Origin of the sequence: Microbulbifer agarilyticus S89 (assembly GCF_000220505.1) — a bacterium.
In the GTDB taxonomy this organism is placed as follows: Bacteria; Pseudomonadota; Gammaproteobacteria; order Pseudomonadales; family Cellvibrionaceae; genus Microbulbifer; species Microbulbifer agarilyticus_B.
The window spans coordinates 1-14,047 of record NZ_AFPJ01000019.1 but is presented as its reverse complement, the minus strand read 5'-3'; the positions used below and the strand labels follow the sequence as shown (position 1 = coordinate 14,047).

Here is a 14,047-nt window from a genome sequence, read left to right as displayed (position 1 = left end):
CGTGCTGTGATTCGCCAGCAGGTGAGTCACTAGGAAAATGAAGATGTACAGCAAAACGGAAGGATCCAAAGGGTCTGGAAAGGGAATCTTGGGGGCCTGGTGAATAGCTTTTACAAATCTGCACAAAAAAACTACAAGCCGGTTTTGATGCTGTGCTATGACCTGCTGATGCTCACCGCCGCATTTTTGATGGCGATGACGATTCGCTTCGATGGTGCCAGTTTGGTCACCGAGCCCGCCATGGCAATGTGCCTCGGCATGACTCTCGTTTCCAGTAGCTTTATCTTCCTTCGCTTGGGGCTCTATCGCACGGTGATCCGTTACATGGGCCAGCAGGCGATTGTCGCGGTGTTACAGGGTGTGACCGCATCTGCGGTTGTGCTTGCCGTGGCGTCTTACCTGACCTATGCCGGTGTGCCTCGCTCCGTTCCGGTTATCTATTGGTGTTTCGCGCTCATTACCGTGGGGGGATCCCGTTGGTTGGTTCGCCTCTACTATCAAATGGCCCTGGAGATTCACAAGACTCGTGTGGCCATCTATGGCGCGGGTACAGCGGGCTTGCAGCTCTATAAGGGGCTGATTCACGGTGAAATGTATAAAACCGTGGCTTTTTTTGATGATAACGCCTCCAAGCAAAATACGTTGATTGATGGCGTATTGGTATACAGCCCGGCCAACATCCACGAAGTCATTGCTGAGCGTGACATCTCTGAAATCCTCCTGGCAATGCCCGGGGTGCCCAAGCGCCGTCGCCGGGAGATTACCCGTAGCCTGCGTGAGCGCGGTATCGTGGTGAAGGTTATCCCCGGCATGGAAGAGTTGGTCGATAGTGCAGGCCGGGTATCGGACGTTTCCCAAATCTATGAAAACATCCTCGGTCGAGCCCCGGTGGAGCCGCAGAGAGAGCTCGTTTCTGAGTCGATTTCCGGCAAGGTGGTGCTGGTGACCGGTGCCGGCGGTTCCATTGGTTCGGAATTGTGTCGCCAGATTGTGCAGTGGGCGCCGACGCAGCTGATCATGCTGGAGTCCTCTGAGTTCTCCCTGTATCAGATTGAGCGGGAGTTGCGGCAACAGCAGCAGGATGAGGATCTGCAGGTCGAAGTGACAGCGCTGTTAGGGGATGTGCGCAACCGGGTGCGAGTGGGCGAAATTATTGATTCGTTCAGGGTGCAAACCATATATCACGCCGCCGCTTACAAGCATGTTCCACTGGTTGAGCAGAACGTGGCGGTCGGCGCTGAAAACAATGTGCTCGGCACGCTGGCGGTGCTCGAGGCGGCGGAGGCCTATGGGGTGGAGCAATTCGTGCTGGTATCCACCGATAAGGCAGTACGGCCGACCAATGTCATGGGGGCCACTAAGCGACTGGCGGAGCTCATCTGTCAGGATTTTGGTCGCCGCTTTGGGCGCACCAGGGTATGTATGGTGCGTTTTGGCAATGTGCTGGGTTCTTCCGGCTCGGTCATTCCCTTGTTCTCAGACCAGATCAACGCCGGTGGCCCGGTTACCGTTACGCACCCAAAGGTCACGCGTTTCTTCATGACCATCCCCGAGGCGGCGCAACTGGTGCTTCAGGCGGGGAGTATGGGACGCAAGGGTGAGGTTTTTGTGCTGGATATGGGGGAGCCGGTGCGCATTCTCGATATCGCCCGTCGCCTGATTCAGATTATGGGGCACACCGTGCGCGATGAGGCCAATCCGGATGGGGACATCGAGATTCAGATTACTGGTTTGCGCCCGGGTGAAAAACTCTACGAAGAGCTTTTGTTGGGTGACAAAGTGGCCGGTACCGATCATCCGATGATTATGCGTGCGGAAGAAGAGCGCTTGTCGAGTGATGAATTGCAGGTGTATCTGTCAGAGCTGAAAGATGCATGTGCCCGTCAGGATTGCGCGGAAGTGCATCGCGTGCTGGTGGATTCGGTCAAGGACTATGCGCCCAAGCAGCAACTGATCGACACCGTCTGGTCTCAGCTGGCTGAGAGCGAGGAGGTTGCCCGTAAATCTGAGGTTGCAGAGGTGCGTCGTTTGCCGACGGCTTGAGGGCTGGTTTTTGAGGTAAGTGCGCTGTCGGTCGCCGGCAGCCATAAGGCAATAAAAAACCCCGCTACCTATAAAGGCGCGGGGTTTTTAGTTTGGCTCCGCCTGCTGGGCTCGAACCAGCGACCCAATGATTAACAGTCATTTGCTCTACCAACTGAGCTAAGGCGGAATTAAGAGGTGAGAGGCTCCATGGGGAGGCGTCTCCATTAGAGCAGTGCTCTAAGTAAAAACCCCGTAGCCATTCCGGGCTCCGGGGTTTTTGAATTTGGCTCCGCCTGCTGGGCTCGAACCAGCGACCCAATGATTAACAGTCATTTGCTCTACCAACTGAGCTAAGGCGGAACTGCATCTGAGCGGCGGCTTGGTTACCGTCTCGGTCAGATGGCGCGTATCTTATAGAGCACCCCAGAACAGGTCAACCCCTTTATCCAAAAATAACTCTTTGATTTTTCAGTGTTTATTTTCTCGCCGTCCGCGATGCTGTGAGACGGCATTTGTCCCTTAGTGGCGTACGCGCCTACAATTTCCCACTCCCCGTGGTTCTAATGTAGCGGGAAGATGTCGTTAGAATTGATTGGTGAAAAGTCTATGGAAGCTCGTCCGTTTGAAGTGAGCAGCAAGTACGAGCCGGCCGGTGACCAGCCAGCCGCAATTGAGTCTCTGGTTGAAGGGGTCGGCGATGGTCTTGCGCATCAGACGCTATTGGGTGTGACCGGTTCTGGTAAAACCTTCACGATGGCCAACGTGATTGCGCGCTTGCAGCGCCCGGCGATCGTCATGGCACATAACAAGACGCTGGCGGCCCAGTTGTATGGAGAGCTGAAGGAGTTCTTCCCGCGCAATGCGGTTGAGTACTTTGTGTCTTACTACGACTACTACCAGCCAGAAGCCTATGTTCCGTCGTCGGATACGTTTATCGAAAAGGACGCCTCGGTCAACGAGCATATCGAGCAGATGCGGCTGTCAGCCACCAAGGCGCTGATCGAGCGCAAAGACGTCATTGTGGTCGCCACGGTTTCTGCTATTTACGGCCTTGGTGATCCCGACAAGTACCTCAAGATGGTACTGCATCTGGACCGCGGCGATATTGTTGACCAGCGAACCATCTTGCGCAGGTTGGCGGAGCTGCAGTACACCCGCAACGACGCCGATTTTCGGCGTGCTACCTATCGAGTGCGCGGGGATATTATCGATATTTACCCTGCAGACTCGGATCTGGAGGCCGTGCGGCTTTCCCTATTTGATGAAGAAATCGAAGAAATTACCCTGTTTGACCCGCTTACAGGCGAAGTGTTGAGCAAGGTGCCGCGCATTACGATTTTCCCCAAGTCCCACTATGTGACACCGCGGGAAACCATTGTCAGCGCGATCGACCAAATCAAGGATGAGCTAAAGGGGCGTCTGGAGCAGCTGCGTGATAACAGTAAGCTGCTTGAAGCGCAGCGGCTGGAGCAGCGTACCAAGTATGACCTGGAGATGATGCAAGAGCTCGGCTACTGCAATGGCGTGGAGAATTACTCCCGTTACCTGTCGGGACGCGACGCCGGGCAGCCACCGCCCACTCTATTTGATTACCTGCCGCATGATTCCCTGTTGTTCATTGATGAGAGTCATGTGACGGTGCCGCAAATCGGCGGTATGTATCGTGGCGACCGCTCACGCAAGGAAACTCTTGTGGAATACGGTTTCCGTTTGCCTTCTGCGCTGGATAACCGCCCACTCAAGTTCGAGGAGTGGGAGCATCTGTCACCGCAAACCATTTTTGTATCCGCGACACCTGGCAAGTATGAAGAGGAGCATGCTGGTGCCGTAGTAGAGCAGGTGGTGCGCCCTACAGGGTTGGTCGACCCGGTGGTAGAAGTGCGGCCGGCAGCGACGCAGGTGGACGACACGCTTTCGGAGATCCACCGCTGTGTCGACAAGGATCAGCGCGTACTGATTACGGTGCTTACCAAGCGCATGGCGGAAGATCTGACCGAGTACCTGCAGGAGAGTGGGGTGCGGGTGCGTTATTTACACTCAGACATTGATACGGTGGAGCGCGTGGAAATTATTCGCGATCTGCGTATCGGCGAGTTTGATGTGCTGGTGGGGATCAACCTCCTGCGAGAGGGGTTGGATATGCCAGAAGTCTCTCTCGTTGCCATTTTTGATGCAGACAAGGAAGGTTTTTTGCGCTCGGATCGTTCTCTTATCCAGACGATCGGCCGCGCAGCCCGTAACCTGGAGGGGAGGGCCATCCTTTACGCGGACAAGGTGACCGACTCAATGCGTCGTGCTTTGGATGAAACCCAGCGTCGCCGCGAAAAGCAGTTGGCGCATAACGCCGAGCATGGCATCACCCCCAAAGGCATCCGCAAGAGTGTTGCAGATATTCTCGAGGGCGCAGTGGCTCCGGGGGTGCCGGCGCGCGGGCGGCGTAAGGTGGCAGAAAAGGGAGCGGATTATACGGCAGACCAGAAACCGCTAACCGATCAGCAGCGTTGGGCACGTATCGAGGCGCTGGAGGAGCAGATGTACAACCACGCGAAAAACCTCGAGTTTGAAGATGCGGCCAAACTCCGCGACGAGATCGCTAAACTGAAAGACAGCGTTTGATCACACCCTGAGCTAATGGAGTAGGTCCACGAAAGGGGTGGATCTGCTCGCCTCTTGTTACCGCGTGGTGCCGTATCCATGTTGACTGCGCGTGAACTTGTCCTGACTCAATTTGAATAGAGCTAGTATCGGTTTGATCGATAGGACTGATTGTGCGCAATGTGCGAAATAATTATATAAAAGAAAGTCTTGATGTTACTGTTTGACTGCTATGCAGTGAATGACGGCTGTCATTGAAATTCATTGCGGGTGGTCCTGTAAAAATTTGTTTGGCTCAACCTCCGTTTGGGCTTCGGCGCGGTAATAATGATAAAAGTCTCAGAGTTGCGTCGGGAATACGGTAGTGGTGACGCGCAGGTAGTGGCGTTGCAATCCGTATCCCTTGATATTGCAGAAAACGAGTTCGTAGCCATTATGGGGGCTTCCGGCTCGGGTAAGTCGACGCTGATGAATATTCTCGGTTGTCTGGATCAGCAGACGTCAGGGGAATATTGGTTGGATGGGCAAGCCGTTGGTAGTTACGACGATGCTGCACTGTCACGTATACGCAATCGCAATATTGGCTTTATTTTCCAAACCTTTCACCTCCTACCGCGTCTCTCCGCGCTGCGTAATGTGATGTTGCCTTTGCGCTACAGCGATATTCCAGAGCGAGAAGCCGAATCTCGCGCTCGCGCCATGTTGGACCGTGTGGGCCTGGGCCACCGGTTAGATCACAAACCCTTTGAAATGTCTGGCGGACAACGTCAGCGGGTGGCGATTGCGCGGGCGTTGGTGAATCGACCAAAAGTCATTTTTGCCGATGAGCCTACCGGTAACCTGGATACCCGGACTTCGGAGGAGATTCTGGTCCTGCTCAAGGAATTGCACCGTGAGGGGCAAACCATCGTTATGGTTACGCATGAGCCAGAGATTGCCGAGCACGCGCAGAGAACGATTCGGATGAGTGATGGCCTGGTAATCGAGGACACACTATGCGCAGGGTAAGCCTATTGCTTGGTTTGGTGGTGATCGCAGTGCTGATGCCGAAAGTAATAGCGGCGCCGCTGCTGCTCAGCGGGGAAGTCAGGGCGGAGGATAAGCAGCATTTCGTCGCACCAATGACGGATGATTGGAGGGTGGAATTGCAGTGGTTGATGCCGGAGGGGCAGATCGCTGAGCCAGGTGAAATTGTGGCGGTTTTCGATGGCGCTGCAATTCAGGGCAAGATCGATGCAGAGGAGGTTGCTCTCAAGCGAGCGCGGGAGACCTTGCAGCAACAGGAAACCCAGCAAGCGGAACTGGTATTGGAAAGCGAGTATGCGCTGAAGCGTGAGGTACTGTTGCTTAAAAAGGCCGCCATCGACGCGGCAATCCCAGCGCAGTTTCTCAGTGCGTACGAGTACGAGTCATTTCAGGTGGCTAAGAAGGAGGCGGATTCTAAGGTCGCCAAGGCGAAGGATGCCCTGGAGCAGGCGCGCCTCACTCGTGATGTGACCTTGCGCAAGCAAACGATAGCCATTGACCGCTCCCTGGAAAATCTTGCTTTCGAAGAAGAACGGTTGGCGTCCATGAGTGTACGCGCTGAGCGCGCTGGCCCTGTCTTGTATGGCAAGCATCCGTGGACAGGTGAACGGGTGTTTGTGGGGATGAGTGCCCAACCCACCTGGCTAATCGCCGAGATACCATCGCTGAATGACCTCTATATTGAAGCCTGGCTTCACGAAGTAGATATTGATCGTGCGCGGCTAGGTCAGGAGGCCATCCTCACCTTTGATTCGCGGTTGGATTTACGTCTGCCTGCCCGACTTGATCATGTGGCAACGCAGCCGCAGAAACGGAGTGAGTGGGGTGTCGGGCTTTACTACCGGGTAAAGTTTTCACTGCTGGAGCAGCCACAGTTGGAGCTGCTCCCGGGAATGGGGGCGCGCGTCGAGTTGCTGGAGGACACTGCTTCATGAGATGTCACTTTTCCTTCCGCTATGGTGCTCTGTCGTGCCTGCTATTCATAGTCGCCATCGCGGGGTGCGCCGATCCGGAGTCTGCCACAGCCCCGGATGCCAGCCGGCCACCACTATCTATCACTGGAGAACTCGAAGCGGAAAAGCATGTAAAAATTGCGCCACCGAGTATTTCCCGTATGTGGAATTACAGTATTAAGCGGTTAGTTCCGGAAAATACCCATGTGAAAGTAGGGGACCTGATTGTCGCCTTTGATGATAAGCCCGTACGCGATCGTTTGATCGAAAAAAAATCGGAGTTGGCCCAGGCTCGCAGCGAACTAAAGAATACCGTAAGAAAAGTCGAACAGACCGCGAAAGATGATGTGCTTGCCGTAGAAGAAAAGCGTGCAGAGTTTGATAAGGCAGAACGACGCGCAGCGATTATCGACCAGTCCCTGTCCAAAAATGAGCGGATGAAGTCGGCAATTGATTTCGAAATTGCCACTAATGACTTGGCATTGGCGCGGGCGCTGGCTGAACTGCATGAAAAGTCGGGCAAGTTGGAGGTATCGCTCGCTGAGCGGAAAGTGGATACCTTGGCGGCAGAGGTGGATTTGTTGCAAAAGCAAGTAGATCGGCTAAAAGTCCATGCGCCGATCGCGGGGCTGGTGCAGTACATCCCCAATTGGCAAGGGGAGAAGCCATCTCAGGGTGAATCCGTGCGTTTTGGGCAGCCGGTGGTGCTCTTGTCAGACTTGAGTCGCATGCAGTTGCGGGCGCAAGCTGACGAGGTCGATCGCAGCAGTCTCACATTGGGTGCACCTGTGGATGTGGTTGTCGATAGCGCGCAAGGCAAAACATTGACCGGCAGCATTGCCGAGCTCGGACGGGTTGTTCGCGATAGGTCCAACAATGACCGCAGGCGAGTGATTGACCTGCTCGTTGCGATCGACAGTGATGAAGAGGTGAGTTTAAAGCCCGGCATGACCGCCACCCTGAATTTAGCGGATGTTACCCGGGAATTGGTTGCGGAGGCGGGAAGCGGCGAATGAAACTATTTTGTTTTTGCAAGAGAGGACTTCGCTTCGCACTCGCCTTGCTGGGTATTGGCTTCGTGGCGGGTTGTTCCGACGCAACCAGGCAGCCGTTGCTGCATACCGTGCAAACGACGTCGAGCGCGGCTTTTGTACCCGCACATGGTGAGCTTGAAGCCCAGTCGGCGGCTTCAATTCAGGCACCTCAGGGGCGTCGTCCCAAGTTCATTGCGTGGATGTTGCCTGAGTACACCCGCGTATCGAAGGGGGACGTTATCTTGCGCTTCGATGGTGCGAGTATGGAGCGGGAGCGCAGTCGTAGCGCGGGCGACTTGAGTGTTGCCCAGGAAGACCTGCGCGAAAAGCGCGGTGCGCTGGATAGCGAAGAGATGGAGATATTCCTGGATATTTCTCAGGTTGGTACAGAGAAGGAGTTTGCGGAGAAGTTTGCGGTCCAGGATGACCTGTTGAAATCCCGCCTGGAGATTCTCGATGATGCGCTGGATGCACAGTACCTGAATTCCAAACTCGGCTATCTCGGCTGGAAAAATGAGCGTTTTACAACGCGCGCCGGCGGTGAGCTGGATGTGCTGTCGGTGCAGGAAAGTAAGCACAGTGAGAAAATAGAGCGCCTGGATCAGGATCTGGCCAAGCTCGAAGTGGTTGCGCCGCACGATGGGTTGCTGGTGTATGAAGCGAACTGGCGGGGTGAAAAGCCCCGCGTTGGCTCGCAAGTTTGGCCCGGCAGAAAAGTGGGAGACTTGCCGGACGTCAGCATAATGCAGGCGCGGCTCTACGTGCTGGACCGTGAGGCCGCGGGTCTCGCCGAGGGGCAGTTTGTCGAAGTGTGGATCGAAACCATGCCTGAGCGCCGTTTTCCGGCGCGAGTTGCCAGTGTTAGCCCGGCACCACGATCCATCGAGCGGGGTAATCCGCAAAAATATTATGAGCTGGTGGCGGAGTTCGATCAGCAACACCCCAAGCTATTCAAGCTCGGACGCGGTTTGCGTGCCCAGGTACGCATTCGCGAGGAAGAGCTGCGCGTGACGATTCCCTTGCAGAGTGTTTTCCATCGCCCGCAAGGAGCCTATGTGTTTGTGTGGCAGGGTGAGGGATTCGTTGAGCGAGAGGTGTCGCTCGGCGATGCCACGCCGACCCATGTTGAAGTGGTCGAAGGGCTGGAGGCAGGCGAAGCGATCTCGCTGTATGAGGTGTCGGGCCTGGTTGAGGATGTGAGCGCTCCGGGAGGGCATGGCTGATGGGTTTGCTTGAAAGGTTGCACGGAGCCATGCCCGATACCTGGCGTCCGGTGTTGCTGACATTTGCCGATGCACTGTCGGAATTGAGCCAGCACAAGTTACGGACTCTGCTGACGCTGCTCGGCATGATTTTTGGTGTCGGTGCCGTGATTGCGATGCTGAATATTGGTAAGGGCGCCGAGCGTGAGGCCCTGCGCATGATCGAAACTATGGGCCTCAACAACCTGATCGTGCAGAGCGCAGATGTGCCGGACGATGAACTGTATGAGCAGCGGAAACAGTCTTCCGGTTTGACTCTGCGTGACGGCGAAGCCGCATTGAGTACTTTCGGCTTTGTCTCTGCTTTTGCTGCGCAGAAAAGCCTACCGACATACAGCGTGTTTAGTGCTCACGGTAAAAGTGACGCATCAGCCAGCGGGGTTAGCGCGGATTACTTTGACTTGTCGCCCTTCAAGTTGAATGCTGGCCGGCTGCTTGGACCCGAGGACGAGTCGACGCTTGCGCAGGTGGCCGTGCTCGGGGAATCTGTTGCCGGGCAGTTGTTCCCCGGTGATTCCGCGCTGGGGGAAATGGTCAAGGTAAACCATCTCTGGTTCCGGGTGGTGGGCGTCCTGGATTCGCCGTTTGTCGACGGTGCAGAATTTGAAGGGGTAAAGCTCGGTGCCGAGCAAAACCAGATCTTTATCCCGCTGGCAACGGCTGACCAGCGTTTTGCCCGCGAAACCCTCGCGCCCGAACTCAGCGAACTGAAATTCCGCTTGGCACCCGGGACCGATGCACGGGAGGCCGCGCGCGCACTGACACACCTGATGGAGCGGCGCCATAATGGCGTGGAAGATTATGCGGTGGTCGTGCCGGCTGCCTTGATGGCCCAGAAGATGGAAACCCAGGCGATCTTTAACATCGTCATGTCCTGCGTTGCCGGTATTTCATTGCTGGTCGGTGGCATTGGCATCATGAACATTATGCTGGCGACAGTGCTCGAACGAACCAAGGAAATTGGTTTGTTGCGAGCCATTGGTGCCACCGAGCGGGACATTCGAATCCAGTATATGGTTGAGAGCTTTACCATCGCGATTCTTGGCGGTCTGCTCGGCATTGTGTTTGGTGTTTTACTGTCGGAAGTAATTGCGCTTTACGCGGGTTGGCCCGTGTCCTGGTCGATTGGTGCCATCGTATTGTCGTTTACGGTGTGCGCCTTGGTGGGGCTCGTGTTTGGCGTGTACCCGGCAATCAAGGCCTCGCAGCTCAACCCCATTGATGCGTTACAAAGCGATTGACTTACCGGTTCTCGTGGGCTTGCTGGCAGCGCATTTGGCGCGCCAGCAGGTCGCGAACGTGGCGATGGGAAAAATCTGGTCACTTGTGTTGAAATGCCTGATTCACGGTGCTAGAGTTCGCCTCCTCTGCAGCACGGGGATATCCCGGTTGCATGTTCTAGACCCGTAGCTCAGTTGGTTAGAGCGCTGCCTTGACATGGCAGAGGTCAGCAGTTCGAGTCTGCTCGGGTCTACCAATTTCTCGCGAGCCTTTTCCTCTCTTTTGATTTGGTTCGTTTCGGGCGCAAGCCCACACTCACAGATGTGAATCACGCGGTCTTACGTAGGGGTCGCCACTGATAAATAAGGAAGTGCAATGCCTGTTGTCACCCTCCCTGACGGTTCCCGTCGCGAATTCTCCAATCCTGTTTCTGTATTCGACGTTGCCAATGATATTGGTCCCGGTCTCGCGAAAGCTGCGCTGGCAGGTGTCGTTGACGGAAAGGAAGTGGATACCAGTTTTGTTATTGATCACGATGCCGACCTGGCGATCGTGACCGATCGCCAGCCAGAAGGTCTGGAGATCATTCGCCACTCTACCGCGCACTTGCTGGCCCAGGCGGTCAAGCAGCTGTACCCCGGTGCTCAAGTCACGATCGGTCCTGTGATCGACGATGGCTTCTATTATGACTTTGCCTACGAGCGCCAATTTACGCCAGAAGATCTTGAGAAGATCGAAAAGCGCATGGAAGAGTTGGCCAAGGAAGATATTCCGGTAAGCCGCCGTCTGCTGCCGCGTGACGATGCGGTGAAGTACTTCCGTGAAATGGGTGAGGAATACAAGGCAGAGATCATTGCCAGCATTCCTACCAATGAAGATATTTCCCTGTACCGCCAGGGCGACTTTGAAGACCTGTGCCGCGGCCCGCACGTGCCGTCTACTGGCAAGCTCAAGGCCTTCAAGTTGACCAAAGTGGCTGGTGCTTACTGGCGCGGTGACTCGAACAACGAGATGCTGACCCGCGTATACGGTACTGCCTGGGGTAATAAGAAAGAGCTCAAGGCGTATTTGCACCGTATTGCGGAAGCGGAAAAGCGCGACCACCGCAAGCTGGCGAAGAAGTTCGACCTGTTCCATATGCAGGAAGAAGCGCCGGGTATGGTGTTCTGGCACCCCAATGGTTGGACTGTATACAGCACCGTTGAGCAGTACATGCGCCAGCGTCAGCGCGAGCGCGGCTATAAAGAGATCAAGACCCCGCAGCTGGTGGATTTCTCTTTGTGGGAGAAATCCGGTCACGCAGATAAATTCGGCGACGACATGTTCACGCTGGAAAGCGAAGAGCGTCAGTTTGCCATCAAGCCGATGAACTGCCCGTGTCACGTGCAGGTGTTCAATCAGGGCCTGCGCAGCTACCGCGACCTGCCATTGCGCTTGGCGGAGTTTGGCTCCTGTCACCGCAGTGAGCCGTCTGGCTCCCTGCATGGCCTGATGCGTGTGCGCGGCTTCGTTCAGGACGATGGCCACATCTTCTGTACCGAAGACCAGATCCAGTCTGAAGTATCTGAGTTTATGGACCTTCTGCACGAGGTCTATAAAGACTTCGGCTTTGATGAAGTGATCTATCGTTTGTCTACCCGCCCTGAACAGCGCGTCGGTTCCGACGAGAGCTGGGACAAGGCGGAGAAGGCGCTGGCGGACGCCCTGGATGCGGCTAATCTGGACTGGGAAGAGCTGCCGGGTGAGGGTGCTTTCTATGGGCCCAAGATCGAGTTCTCGCTGAAGGACTGTCTCGGCCGTGTATGGCAGTGCGGCACCATCCAGGTGGACTTCTCCATGCCGGGCCGTCTGGACGCGCAGTTTGTGGCGGAAGACGGTTCCCGCCAGAACCCGGTAATGTTGCACCGCGCGACTCTCGGGTCCTTCGAGCGCTTTATCGGTATCCTGATTGAGAACTACGAGGGTGCCTTCCCGACCTGGCTGGCGCCCCAGCAGGTTGCGGTGCTTAACATCACCGATCGTCAGTCCGAATACTGTCGCGATATTGAGTCCAAGCTGGGTGGTGAGGGTTTCCGCGCCGCTGCTGACTTGAGAAACGAGAAGATCGGCTTTAAAATCCGCGAGCACACGCTTCAGCGTGTTCCTTATCTGCTGGTAATCGGCGATAAGGAAGTGGAAAATCAGACGGTTGCCGTGCGGACACGTAGCGGTGAGGACCTCGGAACCATGACGTATGAGTCATTCCTTGAGATCCTCCGCCAGGACGTGGACCGCCGCGGCCGTTCGTCTATTGCGGGCGCAGCTGAATAAGCGCCCCGATAGCTTTTTTTGAGTAACCGGAGACGAGTGTTATTAAACGAGATATGAAAGGACGGTCCAAAAAGGCCCGCATCAACGATCAGATCGAAGCTTCTCAATTGCGATTGATTGGTGCGGATGGTGAACAGGTAGGCATTGTCACTCTGGAAGAGGCGCTGGAAGAAGCGCAGAAGGCCAGCCTGGATCTCGTTGAAATTGCTTCGGACTCCGATCCCATCGTCTGTAAGATCATGGACTACGGGAAGCACGTATTTGAGGCCAAGAAGGCTAAAAATGCGGCTAAGAAGAAACAAAAGCAGCAGCAGATCAAGGAAATGAAGTTCCGTCCCGGTACCGATATCGGTGACTACCAGATCAAACTGCGCAACCTGACCCGCTTCCTGGAAGCCGGGGACAAAGCGAAAGTATCCCTGCGCTTCCGTGGCCGTGAAATGGCCCACCAGGAGCTGGGTATGGAAATGATGCAGCGCATCGAGAAAGACCTCGAGGAGCTGGGTACGGTGGAGCAGCGGCCAAAAATGGAAGGCCGCCAGATGATCATGGTCATCGCGCCCGCCAAAAAGAAAAAGTAAGGCTTGGATACCCGGTATCTGAGTCTTCTTTTCGGGATGTGATCGGGCGACGGCTGCCTTCTCACTCCCGCACAGTTGCAGGCTTCGGCCTGTAACCAATTAACAGAACCCATTCGTGGGTCACTATTCACTTTGGAGTACAAAATGCCGAAAGCAAAAGTACACAGTGGCGCTGCCAAGCGCTTCAAGAAGACGGCTTCGGGCTACAAGCACAAGCACGCTAACAAGAGCCACATCCTCACCAAAATGACCACCAAGCGTAAGCGTCAGCTGCGCGGCACCAACACTTTGAACAAGTCTGATGCCACCCTGGTCGATCGTATGTTGCGCGCCAAGTAATTGGCTGCACACGTTAAGTTTTAAGAGGATATTGATATGGCCCGTGTAAAACGTGGTGTAGTGGCGCGTCGCAGTCACAAAAAAATTCTGAAGCAGGCTAAAGGTTACTACGGTGCGCGTTCTCGCGTATTCCGCGTAGCCAAGCAGGCAGTCATCAAAGCTGGTCAGTACGCTTACCGCGACCGTCGCGTTAAGAAGCGTAACTTCCGCGCTCTGTGGATCACGCGTATCAACGCCCAGTCCCGCGCTGAAGGCCTGAGCTACAGCCGACTGATTGCTGGCCTGAAGAAGGCGGATATCGCACTGGATCGCCGTGTTCTGGCTGATCTGGCGGTATACGACAAAGCCGCTTTTGCTGCCGTAGTTGAAAAAGCCAAGGCAGCCCTGGCAGCTTAATTAGCGCCTGCAGAATAAATCGGCCCGCAAGGGCGGATTTGTGCTTTAAAAATAGGGAAGGGCTGTTTGGCTCTTCCCTATTTTTTTATCAGCAGCACACGAATTTCTGACGCAGAGGCTTGCTATTATCCGCTGCGTCTCAAAATAACAATTGTCACTCATCGATCAGAACGAGTCAGAACGAGAAAGTTTCAATGCAAGAATTGCAATCCCTCACCGAGCAGGCGCTGGCGCTGGTAGAAAAGGCCGGCGACCTCGCGGCACTGGATCAGGTGCGGGTGGATTACCTGGGTAAAAAAGGCCAG

11 protein-coding genes, 3 tRNA genes and 1 pseudogene are annotated in these 14,047 nt (G+C 55.2%); 13 read left to right on the top strand and 2 right to left on the bottom strand.

All coding sequences use genetic code 11. The features are described from left to right. The first annotated feature begins 99 nt into the window (after window positions 1-99). Window positions 100-2,043: a polysaccharide biosynthesis protein gene (locus AS89_RS0105390; protein ID WP_010131395.1), complete on the top strand. Its 1,944-nt coding sequence runs from the start codon at window positions 100-102 to the stop codon at window positions 2,041-2,043. Window positions 2,044-2,136: 93 nt separating this feature from the next. Here the strand turns inward: AS89_RS0105390 and AS89_RS0105385 are convergent. After that, window positions 2,137-2,212 (bottom strand) — tRNA-Asn (locus AS89_RS0105385). Between the two features lie 97 nt (window positions 2,213-2,309). Continuing rightward, window positions 2,310-2,385 (bottom strand) — tRNA-Asn (locus tag AS89_RS0105380). Between the two features lie 216 nt (window positions 2,386-2,601). On the opposite strand from AS89_RS0105380, the gene uvrB reads away from it, so the two are divergent. The 12 genes and pseudogenes from uvrB to AS89_RS18520 all read left to right on the top strand — a co-directional run. Next, window positions 2,602-4,641: an excinuclease ABC subunit UvrB gene (uvrB, locus tag AS89_RS0105375; protein WP_010131393.1), complete on the top strand. Its 2,040-nt coding sequence runs from the start codon at window positions 2,602-2,604 to the stop codon at window positions 4,639-4,641. A 306-nt stretch (window positions 4,642-4,947) separates the two neighbouring features. Continuing rightward, on the top strand, window positions 4,948-5,628 hold the full coding sequence (locus AS89_RS0105370) for an ABC transporter ATP-binding protein (protein ID WP_010131392.1): 681 nt from the start codon (window positions 4,948-4,950) through the stop codon (window positions 5,626-5,628). Continuing rightward, window positions 5,616-6,581, top strand: a complete 966-nt coding sequence (locus AS89_RS0105365) for an HlyD family efflux transporter periplasmic adaptor subunit (RefSeq protein ID WP_010131390.1) — start codon at window positions 5,616-5,618, stop codon at window positions 6,579-6,581. The genes AS89_RS0105370 and AS89_RS0105365 overlap by 13 nt, the downstream gene beginning before the upstream one ends. Further along, entirely contained in the window at window positions 6,578-7,615 is a 1,038-nt protein-coding gene (locus AS89_RS16965) for an HlyD family secretion protein (protein ID WP_081475677.1), read from the top strand. Before AS89_RS0105365 ends, AS89_RS16965 begins: the two co-directional genes overlap by 4 nt. Next, entirely contained in the window at window positions 7,612-8,856 is a 1,245-nt protein-coding gene (locus AS89_RS16960; RefSeq protein ID WP_010131388.1) for an efflux RND transporter periplasmic adaptor subunit, read from the top strand. Before AS89_RS16965 ends, AS89_RS16960 begins: the two co-directional genes overlap by 4 nt. A 29-nt stretch (window positions 8,857-8,885) precedes the next feature. After that, window positions 8,886-10,136, top strand: a complete 1,251-nt coding sequence (locus tag AS89_RS0105350; RefSeq protein WP_010131387.1) for an ABC transporter permease — start codon at window positions 8,886-8,888, stop codon at window positions 10,134-10,136. 159 nt (window positions 10,137-10,295) lie between these two features. After that, window positions 10,296-10,372 (top strand) — tRNA-Val (locus AS89_RS0105345). Between the two features lie 119 nt (window positions 10,373-10,491). Then, window positions 10,492-12,426 carry a threonine--tRNA ligase gene (thrS, locus tag AS89_RS0105340; protein ID WP_010131386.1) on the top strand — a complete coding sequence of 645 codons (1,935 nt, stop codon included), beginning with the start codon at window positions 10,492-10,494 and terminating at the stop codon, window positions 12,424-12,426. Window positions 12,427-12,479: 53 nt separating this feature from the next. Then, the gene (gene infC, locus AS89_RS0105335) at window positions 12,480-13,007 is read left to right on the top strand and encodes a translation initiation factor IF-3 (RefSeq protein WP_033230008.1); all 528 of its coding nucleotides are present in this window, start codon (window positions 12,480-12,482) and stop codon (window positions 13,005-13,007) included. Between the two features lie 144 nt (window positions 13,008-13,151). After that, window positions 13,152-13,346, top strand: coding sequence for a 50S ribosomal protein L35 (gene rpmI, locus AS89_RS0105330; protein WP_010131383.1), 195 nt, complete (start codon window positions 13,152-13,154; stop codon window positions 13,344-13,346). A gap of 36 nt (window positions 13,347-13,382) precedes the next feature. Next, window positions 13,383-13,742 (top strand): 50S ribosomal protein L20, encoded by a 360-nt coding sequence (gene rplT / locus AS89_RS0105325; protein WP_010131381.1) that lies wholly within the window; start codon window positions 13,383-13,385, stop codon window positions 13,740-13,742. Window positions 13,743-13,936: 194 nt separating this feature from the next. Next, a pseudogene (locus AS89_RS18520) lies at window positions 13,937-14,047 on the top strand (phenylalanine--tRNA ligase subunit alpha); the annotation flags it as partial.

Coding starts and splice junctions, on each gene's coding strand:
- rplT (WP_010131381.1), top strand. CDS start 13,383: ATGGCCCGTGTAAAACGTGGTGTAGTGGCGCGTCGCAGTCACAAAAAA.
- infC (WP_033230008.1), top strand. CDS start 12,480: ATGAAAGGACGGTCCAAAAAGGCCCGCATCAACGATCAGATCGAAGCT.
- rpmI (WP_010131383.1), top strand. CDS start 13,152: ATGCCGAAAGCAAAAGTACACAGTGGCGCTGCCAAGCGCTTCAAGAAG.
- uvrB (WP_010131393.1), top strand. CDS start 2,602: ATGTCGTTAGAATTGATTGGTGAAAAGTCTATGGAAGCTCGTCCGTTT.
- AS89_RS0105350 (WP_010131387.1), top strand. CDS start 8,886: ATGCCCGATACCTGGCGTCCGGTGTTGCTGACATTTGCCGATGCACTG.
- AS89_RS0105365 (WP_010131390.1), top strand. CDS start 5,616: ATGCGCAGGGTAAGCCTATTGCTTGGTTTGGTGGTGATCGCAGTGCTG.
- thrS (WP_010131386.1), top strand. CDS start 10,492: ATGCCTGTTGTCACCCTCCCTGACGGTTCCCGTCGCGAATTCTCCAAT.
- AS89_RS0105370 (WP_010131392.1), top strand. CDS start 4,948: ATGATAAAAGTCTCAGAGTTGCGTCGGGAATACGGTAGTGGTGACGCG.
- AS89_RS16965 (WP_081475677.1), top strand. CDS start 6,578: ATGAGATGTCACTTTTCCTTCCGCTATGGTGCTCTGTCGTGCCTGCTA.
- AS89_RS16960 (WP_010131388.1), top strand. CDS start 7,612: ATGAAACTATTTTGTTTTTGCAAGAGAGGACTTCGCTTCGCACTCGCC.